Source organism: Amycolatopsis deserti, assembly GCF_014653945.1.
GTDB lineage: Bacteria > Actinomycetota > Actinomycetes > Mycobacteriales > Pseudonocardiaceae > Amycolatopsis_E > Amycolatopsis_E deserti.
The window spans coordinates 1,071,786-1,093,333 of the sequence record NZ_BNAU01000001.1 but is presented as its reverse complement, the minus strand read 5'-3'; the positions used below and the strand labels follow the sequence as shown (position 1 = coordinate 1,093,333).

27 protein-coding genes are annotated in these 21,548 nt (G+C 73.0%); 6 read left to right on the top strand and 21 right to left on the bottom strand.

Going from position 1 to position 21,548, the window contains the following annotated elements; translation table 11 throughout:
- Positions 1-115: 115 nt before the first annotated feature.
- Complete coding sequence (locus IE290_RS05220; protein ID WP_191243314.1) at positions 116-1,459, top strand: MFS transporter; 1,344 nt, start codon at positions 116-118, stop codon at positions 1,457-1,459.
- Here IE290_RS05220 and IE290_RS05215 read toward each other — a convergent pair.
- On the bottom strand, positions 1,431-1,643 hold the full coding sequence (locus IE290_RS05215; RefSeq protein ID WP_191243313.1) for a hypothetical protein: 213 nt from the start codon (positions 1,641-1,643) through the stop codon (positions 1,431-1,433). The genes IE290_RS05220 and IE290_RS05215 overlap by 29 nt on opposite strands.
- Before the next feature lie 50 nt (positions 1,644-1,693).
- On the bottom strand, positions 1,694-2,176 hold the full coding sequence (locus IE290_RS05210; protein WP_229874210.1) for a TetR-like C-terminal domain-containing protein: 483 nt from the start codon (positions 2,174-2,176) through the stop codon (positions 1,694-1,696).
- A 27-nt stretch (positions 2,177-2,203) separates the two neighbouring features.
- On the opposite strand from IE290_RS05210, the gene IE290_RS05205 reads away from it, so the two are divergent.
- Complete coding sequence (locus IE290_RS05205; RefSeq protein WP_229874206.1) at positions 2,204-2,755, top strand: NAD(P)-dependent oxidoreductase; 552 nt, start codon at positions 2,204-2,206, stop codon at positions 2,753-2,755.
- A gap of 171 nt (positions 2,756-2,926) precedes the next feature.
- Here the strand turns inward: IE290_RS05205 and IE290_RS05200 are convergent, their stop codons facing one another.
- From IE290_RS05200 to IE290_RS05185, 4 genes are all read right to left on the bottom strand, one after another.
- Positions 2,927-4,309 (bottom strand): SPFH domain-containing protein, encoded by a 1,383-nt coding sequence (locus IE290_RS05200; protein ID WP_191243310.1) that lies wholly within the window; start codon positions 4,307-4,309, stop codon positions 2,927-2,929.
- A 28-nt stretch (positions 4,310-4,337) separates the two neighbouring features.
- Complete coding sequence (locus IE290_RS05195) at positions 4,338-4,769, bottom strand: NfeD family protein (RefSeq protein ID WP_191243309.1); 432 nt, start codon at positions 4,767-4,769, stop codon at positions 4,338-4,340.
- Between the two features lie 75 nt (positions 4,770-4,844).
- Entirely contained in the window at positions 4,845-5,654 is an 810-nt protein-coding gene (locus IE290_RS05190; protein WP_191243308.1) for a DUF3097 domain-containing protein, read from the bottom strand.
- Positions 5,635-7,098 carry a DHA2 family efflux MFS transporter permease subunit gene (locus IE290_RS05185; RefSeq protein ID WP_191243307.1) on the bottom strand — a complete coding sequence of 488 codons (1,464 nt, stop codon included), beginning with the start codon at positions 7,096-7,098 and terminating at the stop codon, positions 5,635-5,637. Before IE290_RS05185 ends, IE290_RS05190 begins: the two co-directional genes overlap by 20 nt.
- A 199-nt stretch (positions 7,099-7,297) precedes the next feature.
- Here IE290_RS05185 and IE290_RS05180 point away from each other — a divergent pair, with 199 nt between their 5' ends.
- Complete coding sequence (locus IE290_RS05180) at positions 7,298-7,678, top strand: winged helix-turn-helix transcriptional regulator (RefSeq protein ID WP_191243306.1); 381 nt, start codon at positions 7,298-7,300, stop codon at positions 7,676-7,678.
- Here the strand turns inward: IE290_RS05180 and IE290_RS05175 are convergent.
- From IE290_RS05175 to IE290_RS05125, 11 genes are all read right to left on the bottom strand, one after another.
- Positions 7,675-8,247, bottom strand: a complete 573-nt coding sequence (locus IE290_RS05175; protein WP_191243305.1) for an alkaline shock response membrane anchor protein AmaP — start codon at positions 8,245-8,247, stop codon at positions 7,675-7,677. The genes IE290_RS05180 and IE290_RS05175 overlap by 4 nt on opposite strands.
- Complete coding sequence (locus IE290_RS05170) at positions 8,244-8,774, bottom strand: DUF6286 domain-containing protein (protein WP_191243304.1); 531 nt, start codon at positions 8,772-8,774, stop codon at positions 8,244-8,246. The genes IE290_RS05175 and IE290_RS05170 overlap by 4 nt, the downstream gene beginning before the upstream one ends.
- Positions 8,771-9,142 carry an Asp23/Gls24 family envelope stress response protein gene (locus IE290_RS05165; RefSeq protein WP_191243303.1) on the bottom strand — a complete coding sequence of 124 codons (372 nt, stop codon included), beginning with the start codon at positions 9,140-9,142 and terminating at the stop codon, positions 8,771-8,773. Before IE290_RS05165 ends, IE290_RS05170 begins: the two co-directional genes overlap by 4 nt.
- 4 nt (positions 9,143-9,146) lie before the next feature.
- Positions 9,147-9,323 carry a hypothetical protein gene (locus IE290_RS05160; protein WP_191243302.1) on the bottom strand — a complete coding sequence of 59 codons (177 nt, stop codon included), beginning with the start codon at positions 9,321-9,323 and terminating at the stop codon, positions 9,147-9,149.
- A 1-nt stretch (position 9,324) separates the two neighbouring features.
- On the bottom strand, positions 9,325-9,777 hold the full coding sequence (locus IE290_RS05155) for an Asp23/Gls24 family envelope stress response protein (protein WP_191243301.1): 453 nt from the start codon (positions 9,775-9,777) through the stop codon (positions 9,325-9,327).
- Between the two features lie 59 nt (positions 9,778-9,836).
- A complete protein-coding gene (locus tag IE290_RS05150; RefSeq protein ID WP_191243300.1) occupies positions 9,837-10,133 on the bottom strand; it encodes a hypothetical protein in 297 nt (98 codons plus the stop codon).
- A complete protein-coding gene (locus IE290_RS05145) occupies positions 10,130-10,483 on the bottom strand; it encodes an Asp23/Gls24 family envelope stress response protein (RefSeq protein WP_191243299.1) in 354 nt (117 codons plus the stop codon). Before IE290_RS05145 ends, IE290_RS05150 begins: the two co-directional genes overlap by 4 nt.
- A 12-nt stretch (positions 10,484-10,495) precedes the next feature.
- Positions 10,496-11,050 carry an Asp23/Gls24 family envelope stress response protein gene (locus tag IE290_RS05140; protein WP_191243298.1) on the bottom strand — a complete coding sequence of 185 codons (555 nt, stop codon included), beginning with the start codon at positions 11,048-11,050 and terminating at the stop codon, positions 10,496-10,498.
- Positions 11,041-11,604: an RNA polymerase sigma factor gene (locus IE290_RS05135; RefSeq protein ID WP_191243967.1), complete on the bottom strand. Its 564-nt coding sequence runs from the start codon at positions 11,602-11,604 to the stop codon at positions 11,041-11,043. Before IE290_RS05135 ends, IE290_RS05140 begins: the two co-directional genes overlap by 10 nt.
- Before the next feature lie 135 nt (positions 11,605-11,739).
- Complete coding sequence (locus IE290_RS05130) at positions 11,740-12,543, bottom strand: SCO1664 family protein (RefSeq protein ID WP_373300389.1); 804 nt, start codon at positions 12,541-12,543, stop codon at positions 11,740-11,742.
- Between the two features lie 2 nt (positions 12,544-12,545).
- Entirely contained in the window at positions 12,546-13,124 is a 579-nt protein-coding gene (locus IE290_RS05125) for a DUF3090 domain-containing protein (RefSeq protein ID WP_191243297.1), read from the bottom strand.
- Between the two features lie 76 nt (positions 13,125-13,200).
- On the opposite strand from IE290_RS05125, the gene IE290_RS05120 reads away from it, so the two are divergent.
- Genes IE290_RS05120 through IE290_RS05110 form a run of 3 tightly spaced genes read left to right on the top strand, consistent with a single transcriptional unit; the run spans position 13,201 to position 16,377 of the window.
- On the top strand, positions 13,201-15,123 hold the full coding sequence (locus IE290_RS05120) for a S9 family peptidase (protein WP_191243296.1): 1,923 nt from the start codon (positions 13,201-13,203) through the stop codon (positions 15,121-15,123).
- Positions 15,120-15,977, top strand: coding sequence for a S66 peptidase family protein (locus IE290_RS05115; protein ID WP_191243295.1), 858 nt, complete (start codon positions 15,120-15,122; stop codon positions 15,975-15,977). The genes IE290_RS05120 and IE290_RS05115 overlap by 4 nt, the downstream gene beginning before the upstream one ends.
- Entirely contained in the window at positions 15,967-16,377 is a 411-nt protein-coding gene (locus IE290_RS05110; RefSeq protein ID WP_191243294.1) for a TIGR03668 family PPOX class F420-dependent oxidoreductase, read from the top strand. The genes IE290_RS05115 and IE290_RS05110 overlap by 11 nt, the downstream gene beginning before the upstream one ends.
- Positions 16,378-16,392: 15 nt before the next feature.
- Here IE290_RS05110 and mptB read toward each other — a convergent pair whose 3' ends face one another.
- The 4 genes from mptB to IE290_RS05090 form a co-directional block, all read right to left on the bottom strand.
- Entirely contained in the window at positions 16,393-17,946 is a 1,554-nt protein-coding gene (mptB, locus tag IE290_RS05105; RefSeq protein WP_191243293.1) for a polyprenol phosphomannose-dependent alpha 1,6 mannosyltransferase MptB, read from the bottom strand.
- A gap of 74 nt (positions 17,947-18,020) precedes the next feature.
- Positions 18,021-19,640 carry a dipeptide ABC transporter ATP-binding protein gene (locus IE290_RS05100; protein WP_191243292.1) on the bottom strand — a complete coding sequence of 540 codons (1,620 nt, stop codon included), beginning with the start codon at positions 19,638-19,640 and terminating at the stop codon, positions 18,021-18,023.
- The gene (locus IE290_RS05095; RefSeq protein ID WP_191243291.1) at positions 19,637-20,533 is read right to left on the bottom strand and encodes an ABC transporter permease; all 897 of its coding nucleotides are present in this window, start codon (positions 20,531-20,533) and stop codon (positions 19,637-19,639) included. Before IE290_RS05095 ends, IE290_RS05100 begins: the two co-directional genes overlap by 4 nt.
- Positions 20,530-21,546, bottom strand: a complete 1,017-nt coding sequence (locus IE290_RS05090; RefSeq protein ID WP_191243290.1) for an ABC transporter permease — start codon at positions 21,544-21,546, stop codon at positions 20,530-20,532. Before IE290_RS05090 ends, IE290_RS05095 begins: the two co-directional genes overlap by 4 nt.
- Positions 21,547-21,548 lie beyond the last annotated feature (2 nt).

Below are 21,548 nucleotides of genomic sequence, written 5' to 3'. Positions count from 1 at the left end.
ACGAGTGCCGGAACCGGACAGCGGGTGGTGATTCGCCCTCCGGATCTGGACATCGTCACTCTGGTGAGGGATCGTTTCTCCGGGAAGTGAAGCCGATCACAGGAGGCTCGGCGGCATGGCTCTCGGACGCGACGAAGCGGACACCGTTCTCCAGGCGCAGACCCGTCACAAGTCCACCCAGGTGCGGCGCGCGGCCTTCGCCAGCGCGATCGGCACCACCATCGAGTGGTACGACTTCTTCCTCTACAACACAGCCGCGGCGCTGATCTTCCCGCAGCTGTTCTTCCCCGCCTCGTCGAGCTACGCCGGGGCGATGCAGTCCTTCGCCACCTACGCGGTCGGCTTCGCGGCCCGGCCGGTCGGCGCGGCGATCTTCGGGTACTGGGGCGACCGGATCGGCCGCAAGACCACCCTCGTGGTGACGCTGCTGATGATGGGCATCGCCTCGGGGGTGGTCGGCGTGCTGCCCGGCGCGGCGACCATCGGGATCGCGGCGCCGCTGATCCTGGTGACGCTGCGGCTGATCCAGGGCATCGCGATCGGCGGCGAGTGGAGCGGCTCGGTGCTGCTCGCCATGGAATGGGGCGATCAGCGCAAACGCGGGCTGCTGGGCAGTTTCGCGCAGATCGGCGTGCCGGTCGGGCTCGTCCTCGGCACCGGCGGCATGACCCTGCTCTCGGCGGTGCTGTCGGACGAGGCGTTCGACTCGTGGGGCTGGCGGCTGCCGTTCCTGGCCAGCCTGCTGCTCGTCGCCGTCGGGCTGCTGATCCGGCTGCGCATCCTGGAGACCCCGATGTTCGCCCAGGTGGTGGCGCGGCGGCGGACCTCACGCAGCCCGGTGGCCGACGCGGTCAAGCACCACTGGCGGGAGATCCTGCTCTCGGCCGGGCTGCGGTTCTCCGAGCAGATGCCGTTCTACCTCTACACCAGCTACGTCCTGGTGTACGTGGTCGCCGAGCACGGCTACTCGAAGACGTTCGTGCTCAACGCCGTCCTGCTCGGCGCGGCCATGGAGCTGGTGCTGATCCTGTGGTTCTCGCAGCTGTCGGACCGGATTGGCCGCAAACGGGTGTACCTGACCGGCGCGGTGCTGACCGGGTTGCTGGCGTTCCCGTACTTCGCGGTGCTCAAGAACGGCGGCGAAGTGCTGATCTTCGTGGCGATCGTGGTGTCGATGATCCCGCACGCCATGCAGTACGGGCCGCAGGCCGCGCTGATCGGCGAGAGCTTCCCGACGCACCTGCGCTACGGCGGGGCCGGGCTGGGCTACCAGCTGGCGTCGGTGTTCGCGGGCGGGCCGGCGCCGCTGCTGGCGACCTGGCTGCTGCACACCACCGGCACGCCGTACTCGATCTCGGCCTACGTCGTGCTCTCCGCGGTCGTCACGATCATCTGCGTGGCGCTGCTGAAGGACCGCTCGCGAGCCGACATCACCGACGACGCGGTCTACCGCCGCTGAACCACTGGTACCAACCGAGCGCGGCGAGCACCGCGAGGGCGATCCCGTAGGGCAGCCAGTTCGACCGCGCGCCCAGCGCGCCGACCAGACCGGGCACGAGGATCGCCAGCGCCACCACGGTCGCCAGCACGGACCCCCACAACAGACGGCGCCGCTGCGCGCCCGGCACGGGCTCTTCGCTCATGGCTCCAGGGTGGCATCCCGCGGTCACCGCCTCGCCGAGTGGTCGGCGCATCATCCCCGGGGCACGAGCCCCAATGCGCGGGTCAGCTGCGTCAGTTCCGCGTGGAAGAGCTTGTCCGGACTGAGGGTCTGGGTGCGCAGGTGGCCGTAGACCTCCAGTGACACCAGGCCGTGCAGGTGTCCCCAGATGCGCAGGGCGAGAGCGACGCCGGCGGGCGGCAGTTCCGGATGGGCCGGGCGCACCTTGTCGAGGAGTCCGGGGTCGAAGTCGGACCACTGGAACTCGCTGCCTTCGTAGAGGTGCTGGGTGTGCGGCCAGGCGGCCGCGGCGAGGCCGGCGAGCCCCGTGCAGACGCGGCGCGCGGCCTCCGGAGCAGGCCCGCCTTCGGGTGGCTGATAGCCGGGAACCGGGTCGCCGTAGACGAGCCGGAAGCCCTGCGGGTTGGCCAGCGACCAGTTCCGGAAGGCGGTGGCCCAGGCGCGGATGCGGTCGGCCGGATCCGGCGTGGAGACGGCTTCCCCTGCGGCGTCCACCGCGTCGGCCAGGGCGGTGTAGACGTCGTGGACCAGCGTGGTGACCAGCTCATCCCGCTCCCCGGCCTGGACGTCCTGATCAGCGGGTTCCAGCCCGGCAACGCCGGCAAGGACTTCGCGGACACCGTGGCTCGCTCCATCGCCGACCCCACCGTCTACGCCCGGGCGGCCAGAGCACTGCTGACCGCTTTGGCGAGCCACCCCAGGACCCGCCTCATCGTCATCGGCGGTGCCGGGAGCCTCGAGGTCGAACCCGGGATCGTGCGGGCCGACTCGGATGAGCTCCTCCACGAGACGCTCGACCAGATCGGGCTTCCCAGGGACTACGCGCTGGCGGTACGCGGCCACCGGGATGCGTTGAACGTCCTGCGCACGTCCAACCGGCTCTGGACGTACTTCAGCCCCGCGGAGGACATCGCCCCGGGCGAACGCACGGGCCGCTTCCGGATCGGCGGCGACCAGCCGGTCCTGGATGCCGAGGGTCGCAGCCGCATCTCCGCCGAAGACGCGGCCGTGGCACTGATCGACGAGGCGGAACTACCGCGCTTCGTCCAACGCCGCTTCACGATCGGCTACTGAAGACCCCGACGGCCGCCGCAGCAGACAAAGGTCAGGGGTCGCACCGAATCCGGTGTGGGGCCATCGGGAAAGCGCCGTCCGCGTGGGGATGCGACTGCCGCACGGCCAGGCCACGAGCGAGCAGCGAAAGGGGCCGCACCGAAACCCGGTGCGGCCCCTTCGGGAAAGCGCCTACTGCTGCGGCCCCGCGGGCGGCGCGGGCGGCGGCTGCTGCGGCGGGTACGGGGGCCGCGGCGGGGTGCCGTAGTGCTGGCCCGGGTTGCGGGTCGGCAGCTGGCCCTGCTGTCCGCCGGCCGCGGGGAACTGCGGCGTGGTCGGCGGCGACAACGCCGGCGGCTCCGGCTGGACGGGCGGCTCGGCCGCGGGCGCCTCCTGCGCCTCCTCGGTCACCGGGTTGCCGCGCAGCGCGCTGGTCGCCTGCGGGGCCGGCGGCTGCGGCTGGTGCGCCAGCGGCCCGGGCACCTCCTGGCGCGCCACCGCCTCCGCCTCGCGCACCGCCTCGGCGATCCGCGGGTCGGTGGAGGTGTCGAACCAGCTGGCGACCTCTTCGTCGTCCAGGGTGGGCGGCTCGGCGCCGTCGGTGTCGGCCGGCTCGTACCGGAACACGCCGTCGGCGTCCTGCTTGGCGAACGCGCGGGCGAACTGCTGCAGCGCGTTGCCGTAGTCGCTGGGCACCAGCCACACCTTGTTCGCGTCGCCCTGCGCCATCTGCGGCAGCGTCTGCAGGTACTGGTAGGCCAGCACCTCCGGCGTCGGCTTGCCGGCCTTCACCGCGGCGAACACCTTCTCGATCGCCTTGGCCTGGCCCTGCGCCTGCAGGTAGCGGGCCGCGCGTTCACCCTGCGCCCGCAGGATCCGCGACTGCCGCTCCGCCTCGGCCGCCATGATGGTGGCCTGCTTGGCGCCCTCCGCGGCGAGGATCTGCGACTGCTTCTGCCCCTCCGCCGTCTTGATCTGCGCTTCCCGCTGACCTTCGGCGTTGAGGATCATCGCGCGCTTCTCCCGGTCGGCGCGCATCTGCTTCTCCATCGAATCCTGGATGGACGGCGGCGGGTCGATCGCCTTCAGCTCGACCCGCGCCACGCGGATGCCCCACCGGCCGGTGGCGTCGTCGAGCACGCCGCGCAGCTGGTTGTTGATCTGGTCGCGCGAGGTCAGCGCCTGCTCCAGCGTCATGCCGCCGACCACGTTGCGCAGCGTCGTGGTGGTCAGCTGCTCGACACCGACGATGTAGTTGGAGATCTCGTACACCGCGGCGCGCGCATCGGTCACCTGGAAGTAGACGACGGTGTCGATGGACACCGTCAGGTTGTCCTCGGTGATCACCGGCTGCGGCGGGAACGACACGACCTGCTCGCGCAGGTCGATCCGGGCCCGCACCTTGTCCAGGAACGGCACCAGGAAGTTCAGGCCGGGCGAGGCGACCGACTTGAATCTGCCCAGCCGCTCGATCACCGCGGCCTGGGCCTGCGGGACCACCATGATCGCCTTCGCGATCGTCACGATCACGAACAGGGCGATGACCGCGACAACAATGATCGCTGCGGTTCCCAAGATCGCTCTCCCGGTATGAGGGTTGTGGTTACGGCTCGGGCGCCACCACGGCCGTGGCGCCCGCTATCTCTACCACGGTCACGGTCGTGCCGGGTTCGATTCGCTGACCGTCGGCGATGGCCCGTGCGGACCACACGTCGCCGGCCAGCTTGACACGCCCGGAGTGGCCGTCCACAACGGACACGACCACGGCCCTGGCGCCGATCAGGGCCTCGGTGTTGGTGCGGTGACCCGTCCCGGTCAGGAACCGGCGCTTGAGCGCGGGCCGGGCCAGGAAGATCAGCGCTCCGGACGCGATCGCGAACACGACCGCGTCGACGACGATGTTGCCGGTGATCAGGGCCGCACCGGCCCCGAACAGCGCGCCGAGGCCGAGCATCAGCAGGAAGAAGTCGCCGGACAGCACCTCGGCGGCCATCAGGACGATGGCGACGATCAGCCAGACGAGCGCCGGTGTCATGCGTCCATCGTGGCAGATAGTGACCGGTCGCGACCAGCGGACGACCCGAAGTGATCTCGGTGTGACCTGCCGGATTCAGCCTTCCGGGTCGGTCACGAAGTCGATCAGCCGCTCGACGGCGCCGATCAGCGGCGTCTCCAGGTCGCGGTAGCTGCTCACCGCGGCCAGCACGCGCTGCCAGCCCTCGTAGGTCTCGCCCCAGCCCAGCGCCGCGCACACGCCTTCCTTCCAGGGCGTGCCGCGCGGCACCGTGGGCCACTGGCGGATGCCGACCGCGGACGGTTTCACCGCCTGCCACACGTCGACGTAGGGGTGGCCGGTGACCAGCACGTGCTCGTCACGGATCGCGTCCACCAGGCGGGACTCCTTGCTGCCCGCCACCAGGTGGTCGACCAGGACACCCAGCCGCCGCCCCGGACCGGTGCCGAACTCCGCGATCGCCTCGGCCAGCACGTCGACCCCGTCCAGCGGCTCCACCACGACGCCTTCGACGCGCAGGTCGTGCCCCCACACGCGTTCCACCAGTTCGGCGTCGTGCTTGCCCTCGACCCAGATGCGCGAGTCACGCGCGGTGCGGGCCCGCAGCCCCTGCACCTTGACCGATCCCGACGCCGAACGCGCCGAAGCCGGTGACGGCGGCGCGGCCTTCGGCCGCACCAGCGTCACCGGCTTGCCCTCGAGCAGGAACCCGGCGGGTGCCAGGGGGAACACGCGGTGGCGGCCGTGGCGGTCCTCCAGCACCACGTTCCCGTGCTCGAACCGGACCACCGCGCCGCAGAAACCGCTTCCCGGTTCTTCGACCACCAGCCCGCGCTCCGCCACGACCTCGGGGATCTTGCGTCTGCGCGGGCCGGCGAGGATGTCGTCATAGCTGTGGGAGCGCACGATCCGCGACGGTAGCGCCGGGTTCCCCCGTTCGTCGCGCCGCCACGCCGGGGCGCAGCATCACCGCGGCCACGACGAAGGCGGCCGCGACGAGCCCGGTCCCGACCCAGAAGGCGAGGTGGTAGCCGGAGGTGAGCGCCTCCTCCGGCCGCACCCCGGTCAGCGACTCGGTGCGCGTCGCGGCGAGCACCGCCAGCACCGACAGCCCCAGCGCGCCCGCGACCTGCTGCGTCGTGTTGAACAGCCCGGAGGCCAGACCGGTGTCGTCGGCGGCGGCGTCCCGCATGCCCAGTCCCATCAGCGCGGGCATGGCCAGGCCGAACCCGGCGCCCATCGCCAGCGTCGGACCGAGCACGTCGGTCGCGTAGCCGCCGTCGGCGGGCACCCGGGCCAGCCAGGCGAGCCCGCCGCCGATCAGCACCAGCCCCGCCAGCAGCACCCGGTAGTCGCCGAAGCGGGTGGACAGCCGCGGCGAGACCGCCAGCGACACCAGCGCGATCGTCCCGGCGATCGGCACCATCGCCAGCCCGGTGGCCTGGGCGCTCAGGCCCAGCACCTGCCGCAGGTACAGCACGACCAGGAACTGGAACCCGAACATCGCCGACACCAGCAGCGCCATCGTCAGGTTCGCCCCGGACAGGCCGCGCGAGGCGAAGATCCGCGGCGGCAGCAGCGGGTCGCGGGTGCGGGCCTGGCGGATGCCGAACGCGGCCAGCAGCGCCAGCGACAGGGCGCCGAAGCCGAGCGTGTGCGCCGAGGCCCAGCCGTGGGACTCCACCTCGACGATCGTGTAGACGCCGAGCATCAGCGCGGCGGTCACCAGCGCGGCGCCCAGCCAGTCCGCGCCGGCACGCAGCCCGAGGCCGCGGTCGTTCTCCAGCACCCGCACCGCGACCGCGCCGGCGGCCAGGCCGATCGGCAGGTTGATCAGGAAGATCCAGTGCCAGCTCAGCGCCTGGGTGAGCACACCGCCGGCGATGCTGCCGATCGAGCCGCCCGCGGCCTGCACGAAGCTGAACGCGCCCAGCGCCTTGGCGCGTTCAGCCGGCTCCGGGAACAGCCGGACGACCATGCCCAGCGCGACCGCGGTCGAGGCGGCGCCGCCCGCGCCCTGCAGGAACCGCGCGGCCATCAGGGTTTCCGGGTTCCAGGCGAGCCCGGCGAGCAGCGAGGCCAGCGTGAACACGGCCATCCCGGCGAGGAAGACGCGGCGGCGGCCGGCCAGGTCCCCGAGGCGGCCGGCGAGCAGCAGCAGCCCGCCGAAGGGGATCAGGTAGGCGTTGACGACCCAGGACAGGTTCGACGGCGTGAAGCCGAGGTCGTCGCGGATGGCCGGCAGGGCGACGTTCACGATCGTCTGGTCGAGCACGATCATCAGCGTCTGCGCGGACAGCACGGCGAGCGCGAGCCACCGCGATCGTCCGGCCGGCTGATCGAGGGACATGGCCTTGACCTCCAAAGGGGCACGATTTGTAACTGGGGCCATCATGTGAGCCCGTGATCGTGTCCGGAAGAAGGCAGTTCTCTGTGCCAGAGGAACACCGATGTACCACTCCTGGTCCCACCGGTGAGGCTGTGATGCACGCCACGATCGCCATGGGAGACGGCTGGTAACTGAGGGGCGGACATGGAACCATCGAGGTATGGCTGCTGACACCGCTTCCCCCGTCACCGAGGCGTGCCCGATCGTCGAGGTCCTCGACCACGTCGCCGGCAAGTGGGCGATCGGCATCCTGGTCACCGCCGCGCGCGGGCCGGTCCGCTTCACCCAGCTGGAGCGGGAGGTGGAGGGCATCAGCCGCCGCATGCTGACGCTGACGCTGCGCAAGCTGGAGCGCGACGGGCTGCTGGTGCGCACCGTGTACCCGACCGTGCCGCCGCGGGTGGAGTACTCGCTCACCGACATGGCCCGCGAGCTGCACCAGACGCTGGTCGGGCTGACCTCCTGGGCGGAGAAGTACCGCGGCGAGATCGCCGCGGCCCGCCAGGCCTACGACGCCCAGCGAACCGCGGTGCCGGTCTAGATCACCCGCGCGGCCGCTTCCGCGGCGATGCGGAACTCGATCACCGACGGCAGCTCCGTCAGGTCCAGCGCCTGCGTCAACCGCGCCACGCCGTCGGTCACGATGTGCTCCCGCAGTGCCGTCAGGTCGGTGCCCGGCTCGGCGGTCACCGTCACCAGCAGCGTGGGCCGGTCCTGCGTGCCGGACAGCGTCGCGTCCGCCGAGCGCACCTGCGGGTACGCCGCGATCTCCGACTCGAACGGCGCGACCGCCGCGTCCGCAGCCAGCTTCGTGACCCCGCGGGCCGGATCGTCCTCCAGGCGCCAGGTCTGCGTCTTCGGGCGGCGCATCGCCTGCGCGGCCAGCCACCGCAGGAACAGCAGCCCCAGCACCACCGCGACGACCACCGTCACGTACAGCACCCACGCCGGCGGCCGGTCGTCGCCGGGGACGAGCGGCCGCGAGCGGTCGAGCACGCGCAGCCAGCCGACCGAGGTGGCCAGGGCGAACCCGCCCCCGGCCAGCAGGACGAGCCCGATCAGCGCGAGCAGGGTCCGGTTGAGCCGGGCGGGACGGTTCAGGCGGGTCATGCCGTGCTCCTCACGCGCACCTTCACCCGCGGCCGCCGGGCCGGGGCGATGCGGTCCAGCTGGTCCTCCATCGCCTGCCGCACCTGCGTGGCCACGTCGTCGGCGGCCAGCCGGCCGCCGCGCACCTTCGCGGTCACGCTGCCCCGCCGCAGCCGCACCTTCGCCGACTCCACCCCGTCGGCCGATTCGGCCGCCGAGCGCAGGCTCCCGGTGATGCTGCGGCGGCTCGCGCCGGCCTTGACGACCCTGCTGCTTCCCCCCGACAAGGGCAGTACGAGCGCGCGGCCGGGCAGCACCGCCGCCAGCAGCACCACCAGGCCCACCGCGGCCAGCAATCCCCCGCCGATCGCGACGGGAAGCGCTTCCCAGCGAGTGGCGTGCAGCCAGGCGGCGACGGCGTCGTAGTCCAGCACCGGCCGCTCGCCCAGCAGGAGCTGCACCGCGCTGGTCGCCACCAGCACGCACCCGATCACCCCGATCAGGGCCACCAGGGTGGCCGCGAGGCTGCGCCGGGACCGGCGGGTCATGTCACGTTCCTCTCCCGCGACCGGTCGCTGTGCAGGGCGGTCACCGTGATGTCCACCCGTTCCACGACCAGCCCGGTCAGTTCGCCGACCCGCCGGATCAGCCGTTCCCGCGCCGCGCGCGTGGTGCGCGCGACCGGGGCCGGGTAGCCGACCGACAGTTCCACGGCCAGGCTGACCCGGCCGTCCCGCACCCGCGCGGTGACGTTGGCCGGCTGCTCCGGATCACCACTGCTCACGGCGACCCCGAGCACGCGGCGCGCGGCCCCGCCCACGCCGTCCAGCCCGGTGATCACCTGTTCGGCGATGCGCTGCACCGCCCGGTCGGCCACGACCGTGGTGCCGCGCCGCTCCGGCGCTTCGACGGTCACCGGCTCACCTCCGCTCCCGGTCGGTGAACCGGGACAAGTCGAGCTTGCCGTCCAGCACCCGGCCCACCAGCAGGCCCAGCCCGCCCAGCACGGCGACGATCAGGAACGCGCCGAACCCGCCGAACGCGGCGGCCAGGCCGAGGACGAGCCCGGTCAGCAGACCGGCGATCGTGGCGCTCACGTCACTGCACCCGGGCGGGCGCGCCGCCCTGCGGCTCGTCGTCGTCGGGCAGGTGCACGTCGTTGACGGTGATGTTGACCTCGACGACCTCCAGCCCGGTCATCTGCTCGATCGCGCCGATCGCGTTGGCCCGCACCGCCTGCGCCAGATCGGCGATGGACACCCCGTACTCGACCACGATCTGCAGGTCCACCGCGGCCTGCTTCTCCCCGACCTCGACCGACACGCCCTGGCCGACGCTGCCGCTGGCGCCCGGGATGCGCTCGCGCAGCGCGTTGAACGCCCGCGCCGCGCCGCCGCCCAGGTCGTACACGCCCGGGATCTCCCGCGCCGCCAGCCCGGCGATCTTCTGCACCACCGTGCTCGCGATCGTGGTGGTGCCCTGGCTGGTCACCAGTGAGCTCGCCGCCAGCTTGCTCACCGCGGCGGCCTTCTCCTCGGTCGCACTGCTCATCTTCTCTCCCCTTTCCGGTTGGTGTTCCCACTTCTTCCGACACCGCCGCCGCGGAAACGTCACGCGCCGAACGCGGTTCCGTCCACATCGGTCACCACGAGCCGGATTTCCGCGTCCGCGTAAGCACTTCCCACCAGTGCCTTCGCGACCGCGTCCCCGGCCAGCCGCAGCCGCGGCGGCAGCGGCAGCGCGGTGGCGACCAGGCGCACGCGCACGACCTCCGGCGTCAGGTCGACCGCCAGCGCGGCCGGGTTCCACGACGCCACCGGCCGCACCGCGGGTGCCGCCGGGCGCAGGCCGTCCACTTCGGACAATGCGGTCAGGATCGCCTCGACGTGCTCGGCGCGCGGGGTCATCGTTCGATGTCCAGCACGGTCACCGACACCTGACCGGGCCGCACCCCGGTGTCCCGGTGCAGCCGGGCGCGCACCTCGCGCTGCACCGCCCTGGCGACCGCGGCCACCTGCGCCCCGGCGCGGGTGGCGATGCCCACCCACACCTCGACGTCGTCCCCGGCGCGGCGGACGCTCACCCCGTCCGCGGGTGCCGGAGTGAGGCCCTTGACCTGCTGCCACCGCGCCCGGCCCCAGCCGCGCACCAGCCCCGCCACGCCCGGCTCCAGCCGGGCCACGCCCGGCACCGACCGGGCGGCGTGCGCGGCCACCGACGCCACCACGGCGTCCTCGACGATCCACTCGACGTGCACCAGTTCCCCCTCTCACCGGTCGTAGAAGTCGTCGACCCGCAGATCCAGCCGCACCAGCCGGACGCCGATCCCGGACGAGCACGCGGCGCCGACCCGGTCCCGCAGCCGCGCCAGCACGTCGGCGAGGTCGTCGCGGTAGGCGGTGGCGATGGTCAGCTCGGCCTCGATCAGCGTCCGCCCGTCGGCGTCCAGCCCGGCGGTGGTGACCCGGCAGCGGCGGGCGCGGACGCCGTCCATCTCGTCGGCGGCGAACCGCAGCACGGCCGCGACCGCCTGCTCGCTCACCTCGAGCGTGCCGGGCTCCGGCGCGGACAGCCGCACCATGCCGCGGTAGCGCCGCACGTCGGCGCGGACCGCGGACATGATCCGCTCGGTCAGGTCCCGCGACGGCTCGGTCTGCTCCGCCGCCAGCTCGCGGGTCGCGTCCCGCAGGGCGAGCAGGCTGCCGCGGGCGGTCGAGCAGTGCGGGCAGGTCAGGTCGTGCTCGGTGACCGCGTCGAGGCGGTCCCACACGTCCTCCAGCGACCGGCCGCAGGGCAGGTCGTGGGTGGTCTGGTCTAGCGCCATGGCTGCATCACCTCCGCCAGTTGCGCACGGGCTCGCGCGATGCGCCCGCGGACCGCGCCCGGCGAGGTCGACACGGCCTCCGCGATCTCCTCGTAGGACCGGCCGTGCACCTCGCGCAGCAGCCAGCAGGCCCGCTGCTCCGGCGTCAGCCCGGCCAGTGCCGCGGTCAGGGCGGCCATCTGGGCGCTCACCTCGGCGGCGCGCTCGGGCCGGGCGTCGCCGCGGCGGGTCTCGGTGTCGTCCGGGTCGACGTCGGTGACCGGGCGGCGGGCGCGGATGACGTTGAGGCAGCGGTTGGTGACCGACCGGTACAGCCAGCCGACGAAGGCCCGGTCGTCGGCGAGCTGCTCCAGCCGCCGCCACACGGTGAGGAACACCTCCTGCACCACGTCCTCGGCGTCGCCGGCGCTGCCCAGCATCCGCAGCGCGAGCCGGTACATGCGGCCCTGGTAGCGGCGCACCAGCTCCTCGTAGGCGCGCACGTCACCGTCACGCGCCCGCGCGACCAGCGTCGCGTCGTCCAGGACCTCGCCGAGGTGGGCCCCGGCCGTCACCGCGTCCCGCCCATGCACAGCCTCCCCGGATTCACACTCGCTTCAGTAGGCCAGACACCGGGCACGGCGAAAGCTCACGCACCGGCCCGTCACGAGTTCGGGTGAGGGCGGCCACCGGATTGGTGGAAGGTCAGGTCAGAACAGCGGCCAGGGGATGGCGCGCCAGTCGTCGCCGGGTTCGGGGAACACGCCGGTCGCCACGAGCATCTCGGCGCGTTCGGCGATCGCGCTGATCTCCAGCTTCGTCAGGTGCGGCACGAGCTGCTCGCCCAGCTCGCCGCGGATCTTGCCGGGCAGGGCGCGCAGCTTGTCCAGGGTCTCGCCGGGCAGCGGGTCGCCCACCCAGCCCCACAGCACCGTGCGCAGCTTCGGCTCGGCGTGCAGGCAGATGCCGTGGTCGACGCCGTACACCGTGCCGTCGGTGCCGACCAGGACGTGCCCGCCCTTGCGGTCGGTGTTGTTGGCGATGATGTCCAGCACCGCCAGGTCCCGCATGCCGGGGTGGTCGGCGTGCGCGAGCACCGCGGGCTCGCCCGCGCGGTCGTGGGCGTGCAGCACGATGCGCCAGTCGTCCGGCACGTCCTTCGGCGACCGGACGTCGATCAGCTCCTCGTCGCCGGTTTCCACCCACAGCTGCACCATGCCCTCGCCGAACGGGCCGTCCCGCAGCACCGTCGGCGGCACCTTGCCCAGCCCGGCCGCCTCGGACAGCAGGGCGGTGGCGACCTCGCGGCCGGCCAGCGTGCCGTCCGGGAAGTCCCACAGCGGCCGCTCCCCGGACACCGGCTTGTACACCGCCTGCGCGGACAACCCGTCCAGCTCGATCGAGCAGAACAGGGTGACGTTGGAGGCGTCGACCAGGCGGCCTTCGACGGTCAGGCGGCCGCGGGTCAGCAACTCCCTGGCGTGGGGATCGGCGGGGCCGACCGGTGGGGCCACGTCTAGCTCTCGTCGGCCAGGTCGGTGTTGCGCCGGTAGCCGTTCTGCCGCGGGCAGATGTGGCCCTCCGGGTCCAGCGGCTCGCCGCACAGCGGGCACGGCTTGCGGCCGGCGCGCACCACCCGGTCCGCGCGCTCGGCGAACGCCCGCGCCGCGGCCGGGCTGAGGAACACGCGCACCGCGTCCGGGCCCTCCTCGGTGTCGTCGAGCACGACGGTCTCGTCGACCTCGCCCTCGGTCATCGCGAGCAGCTCGATGACGACCGCGCTGGATTCGGCGTCCCAGCCCAGGCCCATCGTGCCGACCCGGAACTCCTCCTCGACCGGCACCTCGAGCGGGTCGACGTCGACGAGGTCGTCGGGCACGGTCTCGGGCACGTCGGCGCCGAAGCGCGCGACGATCTCCTCCAGCAGCGAGGACAGGCGTTCGGCGAGCACCTGCACCTGCTGCTTCTCGATCGTCACGCTCACCGTGCGGACGTCCTCGGTGGCCTGCAGGTAGAAAGTGCGGTCGCCGGGTTCCCCGACGGTCCCTGCGACGAACCGGTCGGGCTGGCGGAAGACGTGGATTACACGAGCCATGGCACCCCCGACCCTATGCCACCGTTTCATGATCGGCATCCGCCGCCCCCGCTTGCATCTTAGTTAGAGTGCGGCGGTGGCTGAAACCGCGCCGTACGGCACCTGGACCTCCCCGATCTCCGCCGCCGACGTCGCCGCCGCGGGCGGTGGCGCGCAGTGGCTCGACGTCGTCGGCGGCACCGTCTGGTGGGCCGAGGCGCGGCCGGCCGAAGGCGGCAGGCTGACACTGGTCCGCGCTGGTCAGGACGGCGCGGAGGAGATGCTGCCGTCGCCGTGGAACGCGCGGAACCGGGTGCACGAGTACGGCGGGCGGCCGTGGCTGGTGATCGGCCGGACCCTGTTCTTCACCCACTGGGACGATCAGCGGGTCTACGCACGCGACCTGGACAGCGGCGAGGTGGTTCCGGTCACACCCGAGCCGCACGTGCCGCAGGGTGTCCGGTTCGGCGACCTGCGTCCCGGTCCCGACGGCGCGGTGTGGGCGGTGCGGGAGACGAGCACCGGGCCGCGGCGCACCGACATCCGGCGCGATCTGGTGTCCCTGTCCGGCGGCGAGGTGGTGCCGCTGGCGGCCAGTCACCACTTCCTCACCGCGCCGCGGCTGTCGCCGGACGGGCGGCACGCGGCCTGGCTGGGCTGGGACCACCCGGACATGCCGTGGGACGCCACCGAGCTGTGCGTGGCCGAGGTGCGGCCCGAGGGCTTCGGCCCGCACCGGGTGCTCGCCGGCGGGCCGGGCGTATCGGTGTGCCAGGTGGAGTGGGAGGACGCGGGCACGCTGCTCGCGCTGGTGGATCCGGACGGCTGGTGGAACCTGCACCGGATCGGGCTCGACGGCACGGCGGTGGCTCTCGTCCCGGGCGAGCGGGAGCTGGGCGGGCCGCTGTGGAAGATCGGGTCGAACTGGTTCGTGCCGCTGGGCGGCGGCCGCCACGCCGTGCTCGACTCCGGGCGGCTGGCCGTGCTCGACGAGAACACCGGGTCGGTCACGCCGGTCGCGGAGCACCTGACCAGCTGGGCGGCGACCCTGGCCCGCCACGGCGATGGGGTCGCGGGCATCGCCGCCGGGCCGCGCCACGAGAGCGCCGTCGTGCACGTCGACCTCGGCAGCGGCGCGGTGACCGAGCTGACCCCGCCCGCACACCCGCTGCCGCCCGCGGAGTACCTGCCGGTGCCCCAGGAACGGACGTTCCCCGGCCCGGACGGCGTGCCGATCCCGGCCTACGTCTACCCGCCGGCCAATCCCGGCTTCACCGGTCCCGAGGGCGAGCGCCCGCCCTACCTGGTGCACGTCCACGGCGGCCCCACCGGGCGCGTGTCCGGCGATCTCGACCTGGACTTCGCCTACTTCACCAGCCGCGGCATCGGGATCGTCGCGGTCAACTACGGCGGCTCGGTCGGCTACGGCCGCGCCTACCGGGAACGGCTGCGCGAACAGTGGGGCGTGGTCGATGTGCGGGACTGCGCCGCCGTCGCGGAAGCTCTCGCCGCCGAGGGCACCGCCGACCCGGCGCGGCTCGCGGTGCGTGGCGGCAGCGCGGGCGGCTACACCTCGGCGGCGTCGATGACGAGCGTGACCACCTACCGCGCGGCGACGATCAAGTACCCGATCCTCGACCTGGCCGAGTGGACCGGCGACGGCGGCGAGACCCACGACTTCGAGTCCCGCTACGTGCTCGGGCTGGTCGGGCCGCTGCCCGAGGCGCGCGAGCGCTACGTGGAGCGGTCACCGCTGCGGCACGCCGACCGGCTGGCCGGGCCGGTCCTGCTCCTGCAGGGGCTGGAGGACCAGATCTGCCCGCCCGAGCAGGCCGACCGGTTCGTGGCCGCGCTGGCCGGCAGCGGCATCCCGCACGGGTACTTGACCTTCGAGGGCGAGCAGCACGGGTTCCGCAAGGCGGAGACCATGATCGCCGCGCTGGAGGCCGAGCTGTCCTTCTACGGGCAGGTGTTCGGCTTCGCCACGCCCGGGGTGCCGGAACTGGAGCTGCGCTCGTGACGACCGTCGCGCTGGTCGCGCCCGCCGGCCCCGTCGCACCCGAGCGGCTGGAGCGGGCGCTGGGCGTGCTCGCCTCCTGGGGGCTGCGGGTGCACAACCTGGTCACGCCGGGCTCGCGGCCGGTTCGGTACCTGGCCGACACCGACGCGGCGCGGGCGAAGTTGTTCACCGAGGCGTGGCTGGACCCCGAGGTGGACGTGGTGCTCGCCGCGCGCGGCGGGTACGGCACGCAGCGGATGCTGGACCTGCTCGACTGGCGCGCGCTGCGGGGCGCCGGGGCGAAGGTGTTCGCCGGGTCGAGCGATGTGACCGCGCTGCACGCGGCGATCCACGAGCAGCTGGGCCTGCCGACGCTGTTCTCGCCGATGCCCGCCGGGGACTACTGGGACGAGACGGGCGGGGAGCATCTGCGGCGGGCGTTGCTGACGCCCGGGCCGGTGACGCTGCCCGGGACCGAGGCGCTGGTGCCCGGCACCGCGCGTGGCCGGTTGACCGGTGGGAACCTGAGCCTGCTCGCCGCGAGTGTGGGCGCACCCGAGCAGGGCAGCGCGCGGGAGGCGATCGTGGTGCTGGAGGACGTGAGCGAGCCGGTGTACCGGCTGGACCGGATGCTCACGCAGCTGCTGCGGTCCGGCTGGTTCGCCGGGGTGGCCGGGGTCGTGCTCGGCACCTGGACGCGGTGTGGGGATCCGGCGGAGGTGCGGGCGCTGATGCTGGAGCGGCTGGCGCCGCTGGGGGTGCCGGTGCTGGCGGGGGTGCCGTTCGGGCACGTCGAGGGGTCGCTGACGGTGCCGCTGGGGGTCGGGGCGGTGCTGGACACGGACGCGCTGAGCGTGATCACCGATGCGGCTTGATCCGCGGGAGGCGCGGGAGCGGTTCGCCGCCGCGCGGGTGGCGCGGCTGGCAACGGTGTCGGCGGACGGACAGCCGCACCTGGTGCCGGTGACGTTCGCGGTGTCCGGCGAGGAGATCGTGTTCGCCGTGGACCACAAACCCAAGACGACGACCGCGTTGCGGCGGCTGGCGAACATCGCGGCGAACCCGGCGGTGAGCTTCCTGGCCGACGCCTACGACGAGGACTGGACCCGGTTGTGGTGGTCCCGGGCCGACGGCACCGCGACCGTCGAGGACCACGACCCCGGCGCGGTCGAGTGGTTGCGGGCGAAGTACCCGCAGTACGCCCGTCGCCCGCCCCAAGGGCCAGTGGTCCGCACGCGCGTGACGCGGTGGAGCGGGTGGGCCGGATCGGCCTGACGCCGGCGTGGCTCGCTAGTCCTTGCCGACGAAGTCCGGCACCTCGGGCTGCCGCCGCCACGCGCCGACCAGGCCGAGCGGGTCGGGGCGCAGCAGGGACGCCGCCGCGTAGACCGACAGCGCCAGCACCAGCGCGACGAACCACCAGTCGTAGAGGGCCTGTTCGCCCGTCGGGTAGTAGGCCAGCACCAGGAAGGACGCCACGGCGACCACGATCGCCAGGTGCCTGCGCCGCCACGGGAACGCCGAGGCGATCACGAAGCCCCAGGTCAGGTACCACGGCAGGGTCGGCGGGGCGAGGATCGCGGTGGCCAGCAGCGCCATCGCCATCCGGAAGATCGCTTCGTTGCCGCCGTTCCGGGCCTTCCACCATTGCCGCACCATGAACGCCGCCAGCGTCAGCATCGCCAGGGCGCGGGCCACCGTCACGAACGGCGACTCCGGCACGGTGATCACCAGGTTCACCAGCGTGTGCGCCAGCTGCCCCAGCCCGGTCGGGAAGTTCAGCCAGTTCGTCACCAGCGTCGGCGCCTGCAGGCCGGTGACCCAGCCGAGGTTGAACGAGCCGAGCGACACCCAGGTGCCGACCACGAACACGATCCCGAACAGGCCGACCGAGATCGCGCCGGCCTGGAGGAAGTTGCGGATCCGGCTGGGGTGCGGCAGGTGGTTGGCCCACACCCACACCAGGAACGGCAGCGCGACCGCCGCGGTCGGCTTGATCAGCATGCCGATGGTGACCAGCACGATCGCGACCGCGTGCTTGCGTTCCAGCGCGGCGAGCACACCGAGCGTGAGGAAACCGAGCATCAGCAGGTCGTTGTGCGGGCCGCCGACGAGGTGGATCACGGTCATCGGGCTGGCGACCGCGAGCCACACGGTGATCGGCAGCTTGCCGCCGAGGTGACGCACCAGCCGCGGCAGCGCCCACAGCATCATCGCCAGGCCGACCAGCAGCACCAGGCGCGTCACGATGACCCCGGCGATCACGTTGTCGCCGGTCAGCGCCACGACACCCTTGGCGATCAGCAGGAACAGCGGGCCGTAGGGCGCCGGGGTGGTCTGCCACACCGGGTGCACGTTCTGCACGACGTCGCGCAGAACGTCGAGCTCGGCCGGGCCGTGCGCGTACGGGTCGAGCCCGTGCAGCAGCTGGGCGCCCTGCCCGAGGTAGGAGAACACGTCGCGGGTGAACAGCGGCGGCGAGATCAGCAGCGGCGCCATCCAGCACGCGGCGGCGACGAGGATCGGCCTGCTGCCGACGCGCCCGGCGAGCATGTAGCGGCCCAGCCGGACCCACGCCCACACCACCAGCGCGAACCCGCCGTAGAGCACCGCGTTGGCGAGCATCTGCCCGTGCCCGTAGCGGACCCAGGACAGCGGGCCGTGCCCGAGCACCGGGTCGCGGATCAGGATCCCGCCGGCCCCGAGCGCGCCGATGAGGAGCAGGAGACTGCCGAGGGTGCCCATCGCGATCGTGCGGTACGGGAACCGCGAGGGCACGCGCACGCGCGCGGCCGGGTGCGCCTGCGCGGGCGCACCGGGAGCGGGGTCAGTGGTGGTCGCCATTTCGTCCACGGAGATTACACACCGTTCCCGTGCGGGTTCGCGCCGGGAACGTCATTTCCTTGACTCGCGGGCATTCAGGACGGTAGTGCACTGCGGGTCGTCCCCCCGGGCAACGCCGCGAGCAGGGAGCGCGTGTAGTCGTGCTTCGGGTCGAGCAGGACCTCCTCGACGGTGCCGACCTCGACCAGCTCGCCCCGGTACATCACGGCCACGCGGTCGGCGATGTTCCACGCCAGCCCGAGGTCGTGGGTGATGACCAGCCCGGCCAGGCCGAGTTCGCGGCGCAGCCGCAGCAGCAGCCCGAGGATCTCGCCGCGCACCGAGGCGTCCAGGGAGGCGACCGGCTCGTCGGCGACCAGCACGCCGGGCCGCAGCGCGAGCGCGCCGGCGATCACCACGCGCTGTCGCTGCCCGCCGGAGAGCTCGTGCGGCAGCCGGTGCAGGAAGTGCGTGGCCGGGCGCAGTTCCGCGGCCTCCAGCGCCTCGGTCACGATCTGCCGCTCGTCGCCGGGCAGCCGGTGGATGCGCGGCCCTTCGGCGACCGCCTCGTAGACGGTGTGGCGCGGGTTGAGCGCGCTGGCCGGGTCCTGCAGGACGAGCTGGACGTGCCGCCGGTAGGCCTTGAGCGCCGCGCCGGAGGCGGGCACCGGCTGCCCGTCGTAGCGGACCACGCCCGAGGTGGGCTTCTGCAGGCCGAGCAGCGTGCGGGCCAGGGTCGTCTTGCCGGAGCCGGACTGGCCGACCAGCGCGACGATCTCGTTGCGCCGCACCTGCAGGTCCACCCCGGCGACGGCGTCGATGCGGGCGCCTCGGCGGTCGCGGAAGCTGACCCGCAGGTTCTCCGCGGCCAGCAGCACGTCCGGCGGGGGCGGGGTGTCCGGTTCCGGCGGCAGCGGTGTGGTGGTCGCGGGCGCGAACCGCGCGGCCGGGTCGCCGACGGTGGGGAACGCGGCGGCCAGCGCGCGGGTGTGCTCGTGCTTCGGCGTGCGCATCACCTCGTCGGAGGGGCCCTCTTCGACGATCTCCCCGCGGTACATCACGGCGATGCGCGAGCAGGTCGCGGCGAGCACGGACAGGTCGTGGCTGATCATGACCAGCCCGAGGCCGTGCTCGGCGACCAGGCGGCTGAGCAGGTCGAGCACCTGGGCCTGCACGATCACGTCGAGCGCGGTGGTCGGCTCGTCGGCGATGATCAACCGCGGGCGGCAGGCCAGGGCCATCGCGATCATCACGCGCTGCTTCTGCCCGCCGGACAGCTCGTGCGGGTACGCCCCGGCCCGGGACGGCGGCAGGTCCACCGATTCCAGGAGTTCCGCGACCCGCGCGTCCACGTCGGTGGCCGACGGGTCGTGCAGCCGGATCGGTTCGGCGATCTGGTCGCCGATGGTGCGCACCGGGTTGAGCGCGTGCATGGCGCCCTGGAACACCACCGACGCCTTGGCCCACCGCACCGCGCGCAGGTGTCCCCAGCGCATGGTGGTGACGTCCTCGCCGTCCAGCAGGATCTCGCCGGTCACCCGCGCGGACTTGGGCAGCAGCCGCAGCACGCTCATCGCGACCGTGGACTTGCCCGACCCGGACTCCCCCGCGACCCCCAGCGTCTCCCCCGGCGCCAGCGTCAGGTCCACGCCGCGCACCGCCTCCACCTCGGCGTAGGAGACGCGAAGGTCCTTGATCTCCAGTAGCGGGCTCACGCGTGTTCCCCCTTCAGCCGCGGGTTGAGCACCGTCTCCAGCGCGCGGCCGGCGAGGGTGAACGACAGCACGATCACCACGATCGCCAACCCGGGCGGGATCAGGTACCACCACGCTCCCCCGGTGACCGCGCCCGAGGACAGGGCGCGCTGCAGCATCTGGCCCCACGACGGGGCGGTCGGGTCGCCGAGGCCGAGGAAGGACAGCGTGGACTCGGCGATGATCGAGTTGCCCACCACGAGCGTGGTGTTGGCCAGCACCAGCGGCATCACCCCGGGCAGCACGTGCTTGCCGATCACGTGCAGGTGCCCGCCGCCCAGGGCGCGGGCCCGCTCGATGTAGGGCCGGGACTCGATGGTCAGCGTCTGCGCCCGCACCAGCCGGGCCGTGGTGGGCCAGGAGGTGACGCCGACCGCGACGATGATCGTCGGCACGCCGTGCGGCAGCACCGTGGACAGCGCGATCGCCAGCACCAGCGAGGGCAGCACCAGGAAGAAGTCGGTGAACCGCATCAGCACGCCGGAGATCCAGCCGCCGAAGTGCGCGGCGGCGATGCCCACGATCGTGCCGATCAGCACCGACAGGATCGTCGCGGCGAACCCGACCAGCAGCGACACCCGCGCGCCCCACAGCGTGAGCAGCAGGACCGAGCGGCCGTCGATGTCGGTGCCCAGCGGAAACTCCCCGCTGGGCGGCTGCAAGGGCTTTCCGGCGGCGTTGACCACGTCCAGCCCGGCCGGGTCGGTGATCACCGGCGCCAGCACGGCCAGCAGCACCACCAGCACCAGGACGCCGAGCCCGGCCAGTCCGCCGCGGTCGGCGGCGAACTCGCGCCACACGGCGGCGGCCGCGGCGCGGCGGCGCTGCCAGGCGATCGCGGCAGGGGCGGTCACTGGGCACGCACCCGGGGGTCGAGCACGCGGTAGAGCACCTCGGCGATCAGGTTCATCACGATGACCGAGCCGGCCATGACCACGAAGACTCCTTGCAGCAGCGGCAGGTCCGGCACCCGCAGCGCCTCGTAGGTGAGCAGTCCCAGCCCGGGCCAGGAGAACACGGTCTCGACCGTGACGGTGCCGGACACCACCAGGCCGAACTGCAGGAACACCAGCGTCACCGTGGGCAGCAGCGCGTTGGGCACCGCGTGGCGGCGGCGCACCAGGTCCTCGCGCAGGCCCTTGGCGCGCGCGGTGGTGAGGTACTCGGCGTTCATCTCGCCCAGCAGCGACGAGCGCATCACCAGCATGTACTGGGCGTAGATCACCGCGAGCAGTGTGACGCACGGCAGCGCGAGGTGGTGGGCGATGTCGAGCAGCTGCGGGAAGAACTCCGGCGGGGTGTCCGGGGAGCGCATGCCGCCGCTGGGGAACACACCCTGGGTGGCGATGAGCAGCAGCAGGCCCAGCCAGAACTGGGGCATCGACCACAGGGTCAGCGCGATCCCGGTGTGGGTGCGGTCGAACCGGCTGCCGCGCCGCCACGCCGCCCGCACACCGAGCCACAGGCCGAGTGCGACGGCCAGCACGGTGGCGGTGCCGACGAGCAGCAGCGTCGGGCCGATCCGCTCCCCGATCAGCGCGCTCACCGGCCGGTTGTAGCCGTAGGAGGTGCCCAGGTCGCCGCGCAGCAGCCCGCCCAGGTGGTCCAGGAACTGCTGGTACAGCGGCTGGTCCACGCCGAGCCGGGCGCGCAGCTGCGCCAGCTGGTCCGGGCTGGTCGGCCGGTCCCGGGTCAGGGTGGTGACCGGGTCGCCGGGGATCATCCGGAACAGCAGGAAGCCCAGGGCGACCACGAGCAGCAGGCTGCCGATCGCGCCGCCGAGCTTGCCGAGCAGGAACCGGGCCGTGCCGGTGCCGCGGCGGGGCTCGTCGAGCTCCGCCGCGGCGGTGGAGACCGCGTTCGTCACGC

What these genes read in the sequence shown, in the direction of transcription:
- IE290_RS05110 (WP_191243294.1), top strand. Translation starts at nt 15,967, where the DNA reads ATGCGGCTTGATCCGCGGGAGGCGCGGGAGCGGTTCGCCGCCGCGCGG.
- IE290_RS05170 (WP_191243304.1), bottom strand. Translation starts at nt 8,774, where the DNA reads ATGACCCGCCGGTCCCGGCGCAGCCTCGCGGCCACCCTGGTGGCCCTG.
- IE290_RS05155 (WP_191243301.1), bottom strand. Translation starts at nt 9,777, where the DNA reads ATGAGCAGTGCGACCGAGGAGAAGGCCGCCGCGGTGAGCAAGCTGGCG.
- IE290_RS05180 (WP_191243306.1), top strand. Translation starts at nt 7,298, where the DNA reads ATGGCTGCTGACACCGCTTCCCCCGTCACCGAGGCGTGCCCGATCGTC.
- IE290_RS05125 (WP_191243297.1), bottom strand. Translation starts at nt 13,124, where the DNA reads ATGGCTCGTGTAATCCACGTCTTCCGCCAGCCCGACCGGTTCGTCGCA.
- IE290_RS05220 (WP_191243314.1), top strand. Translation starts at nt 116, where the DNA reads ATGGCTCTCGGACGCGACGAAGCGGACACCGTTCTCCAGGCGCAGACC.
- IE290_RS05185 (WP_191243307.1), bottom strand. Translation starts at nt 7,098, where the DNA reads ATGTCCCTCGATCAGCCGGCCGGACGATCGCGGTGGCTCGCGCTCGCC.
- IE290_RS05140 (WP_191243298.1), bottom strand. Translation starts at nt 11,050, where the DNA reads ATGGCGCTAGACCAGACCACCCACGACCTGCCCTGCGGCCGGTCGCTG.
- IE290_RS05175 (WP_191243305.1), bottom strand. Translation starts at nt 8,247, where the DNA reads ATGACCCGCCTGAACCGTCCCGCCCGGCTCAACCGGACCCTGCTCGCG.
- IE290_RS05195 (WP_191243309.1), bottom strand. Translation starts at nt 4,769, where the DNA reads ATGACACCGGCGCTCGTCTGGCTGATCGTCGCCATCGTCCTGATGGCC.
- IE290_RS05150 (WP_191243300.1), bottom strand. Translation starts at nt 10,133, where the DNA reads ATGACCCCGCGCGCCGAGCACGTCGAGGCGATCCTGACCGCATTGTCC.
- mptB (WP_191243293.1), bottom strand. Translation starts at nt 17,946, where the DNA reads ATGGCGACCACCACTGACCCCGCTCCCGGTGCGCCCGCGCAGGCGCAC.
- IE290_RS05215 (WP_191243313.1), bottom strand. Translation starts at nt 1,643, where the DNA reads ATGAGCGAAGAGCCCGTGCCGGGCGCGCAGCGGCGCCGTCTGTTGTGG.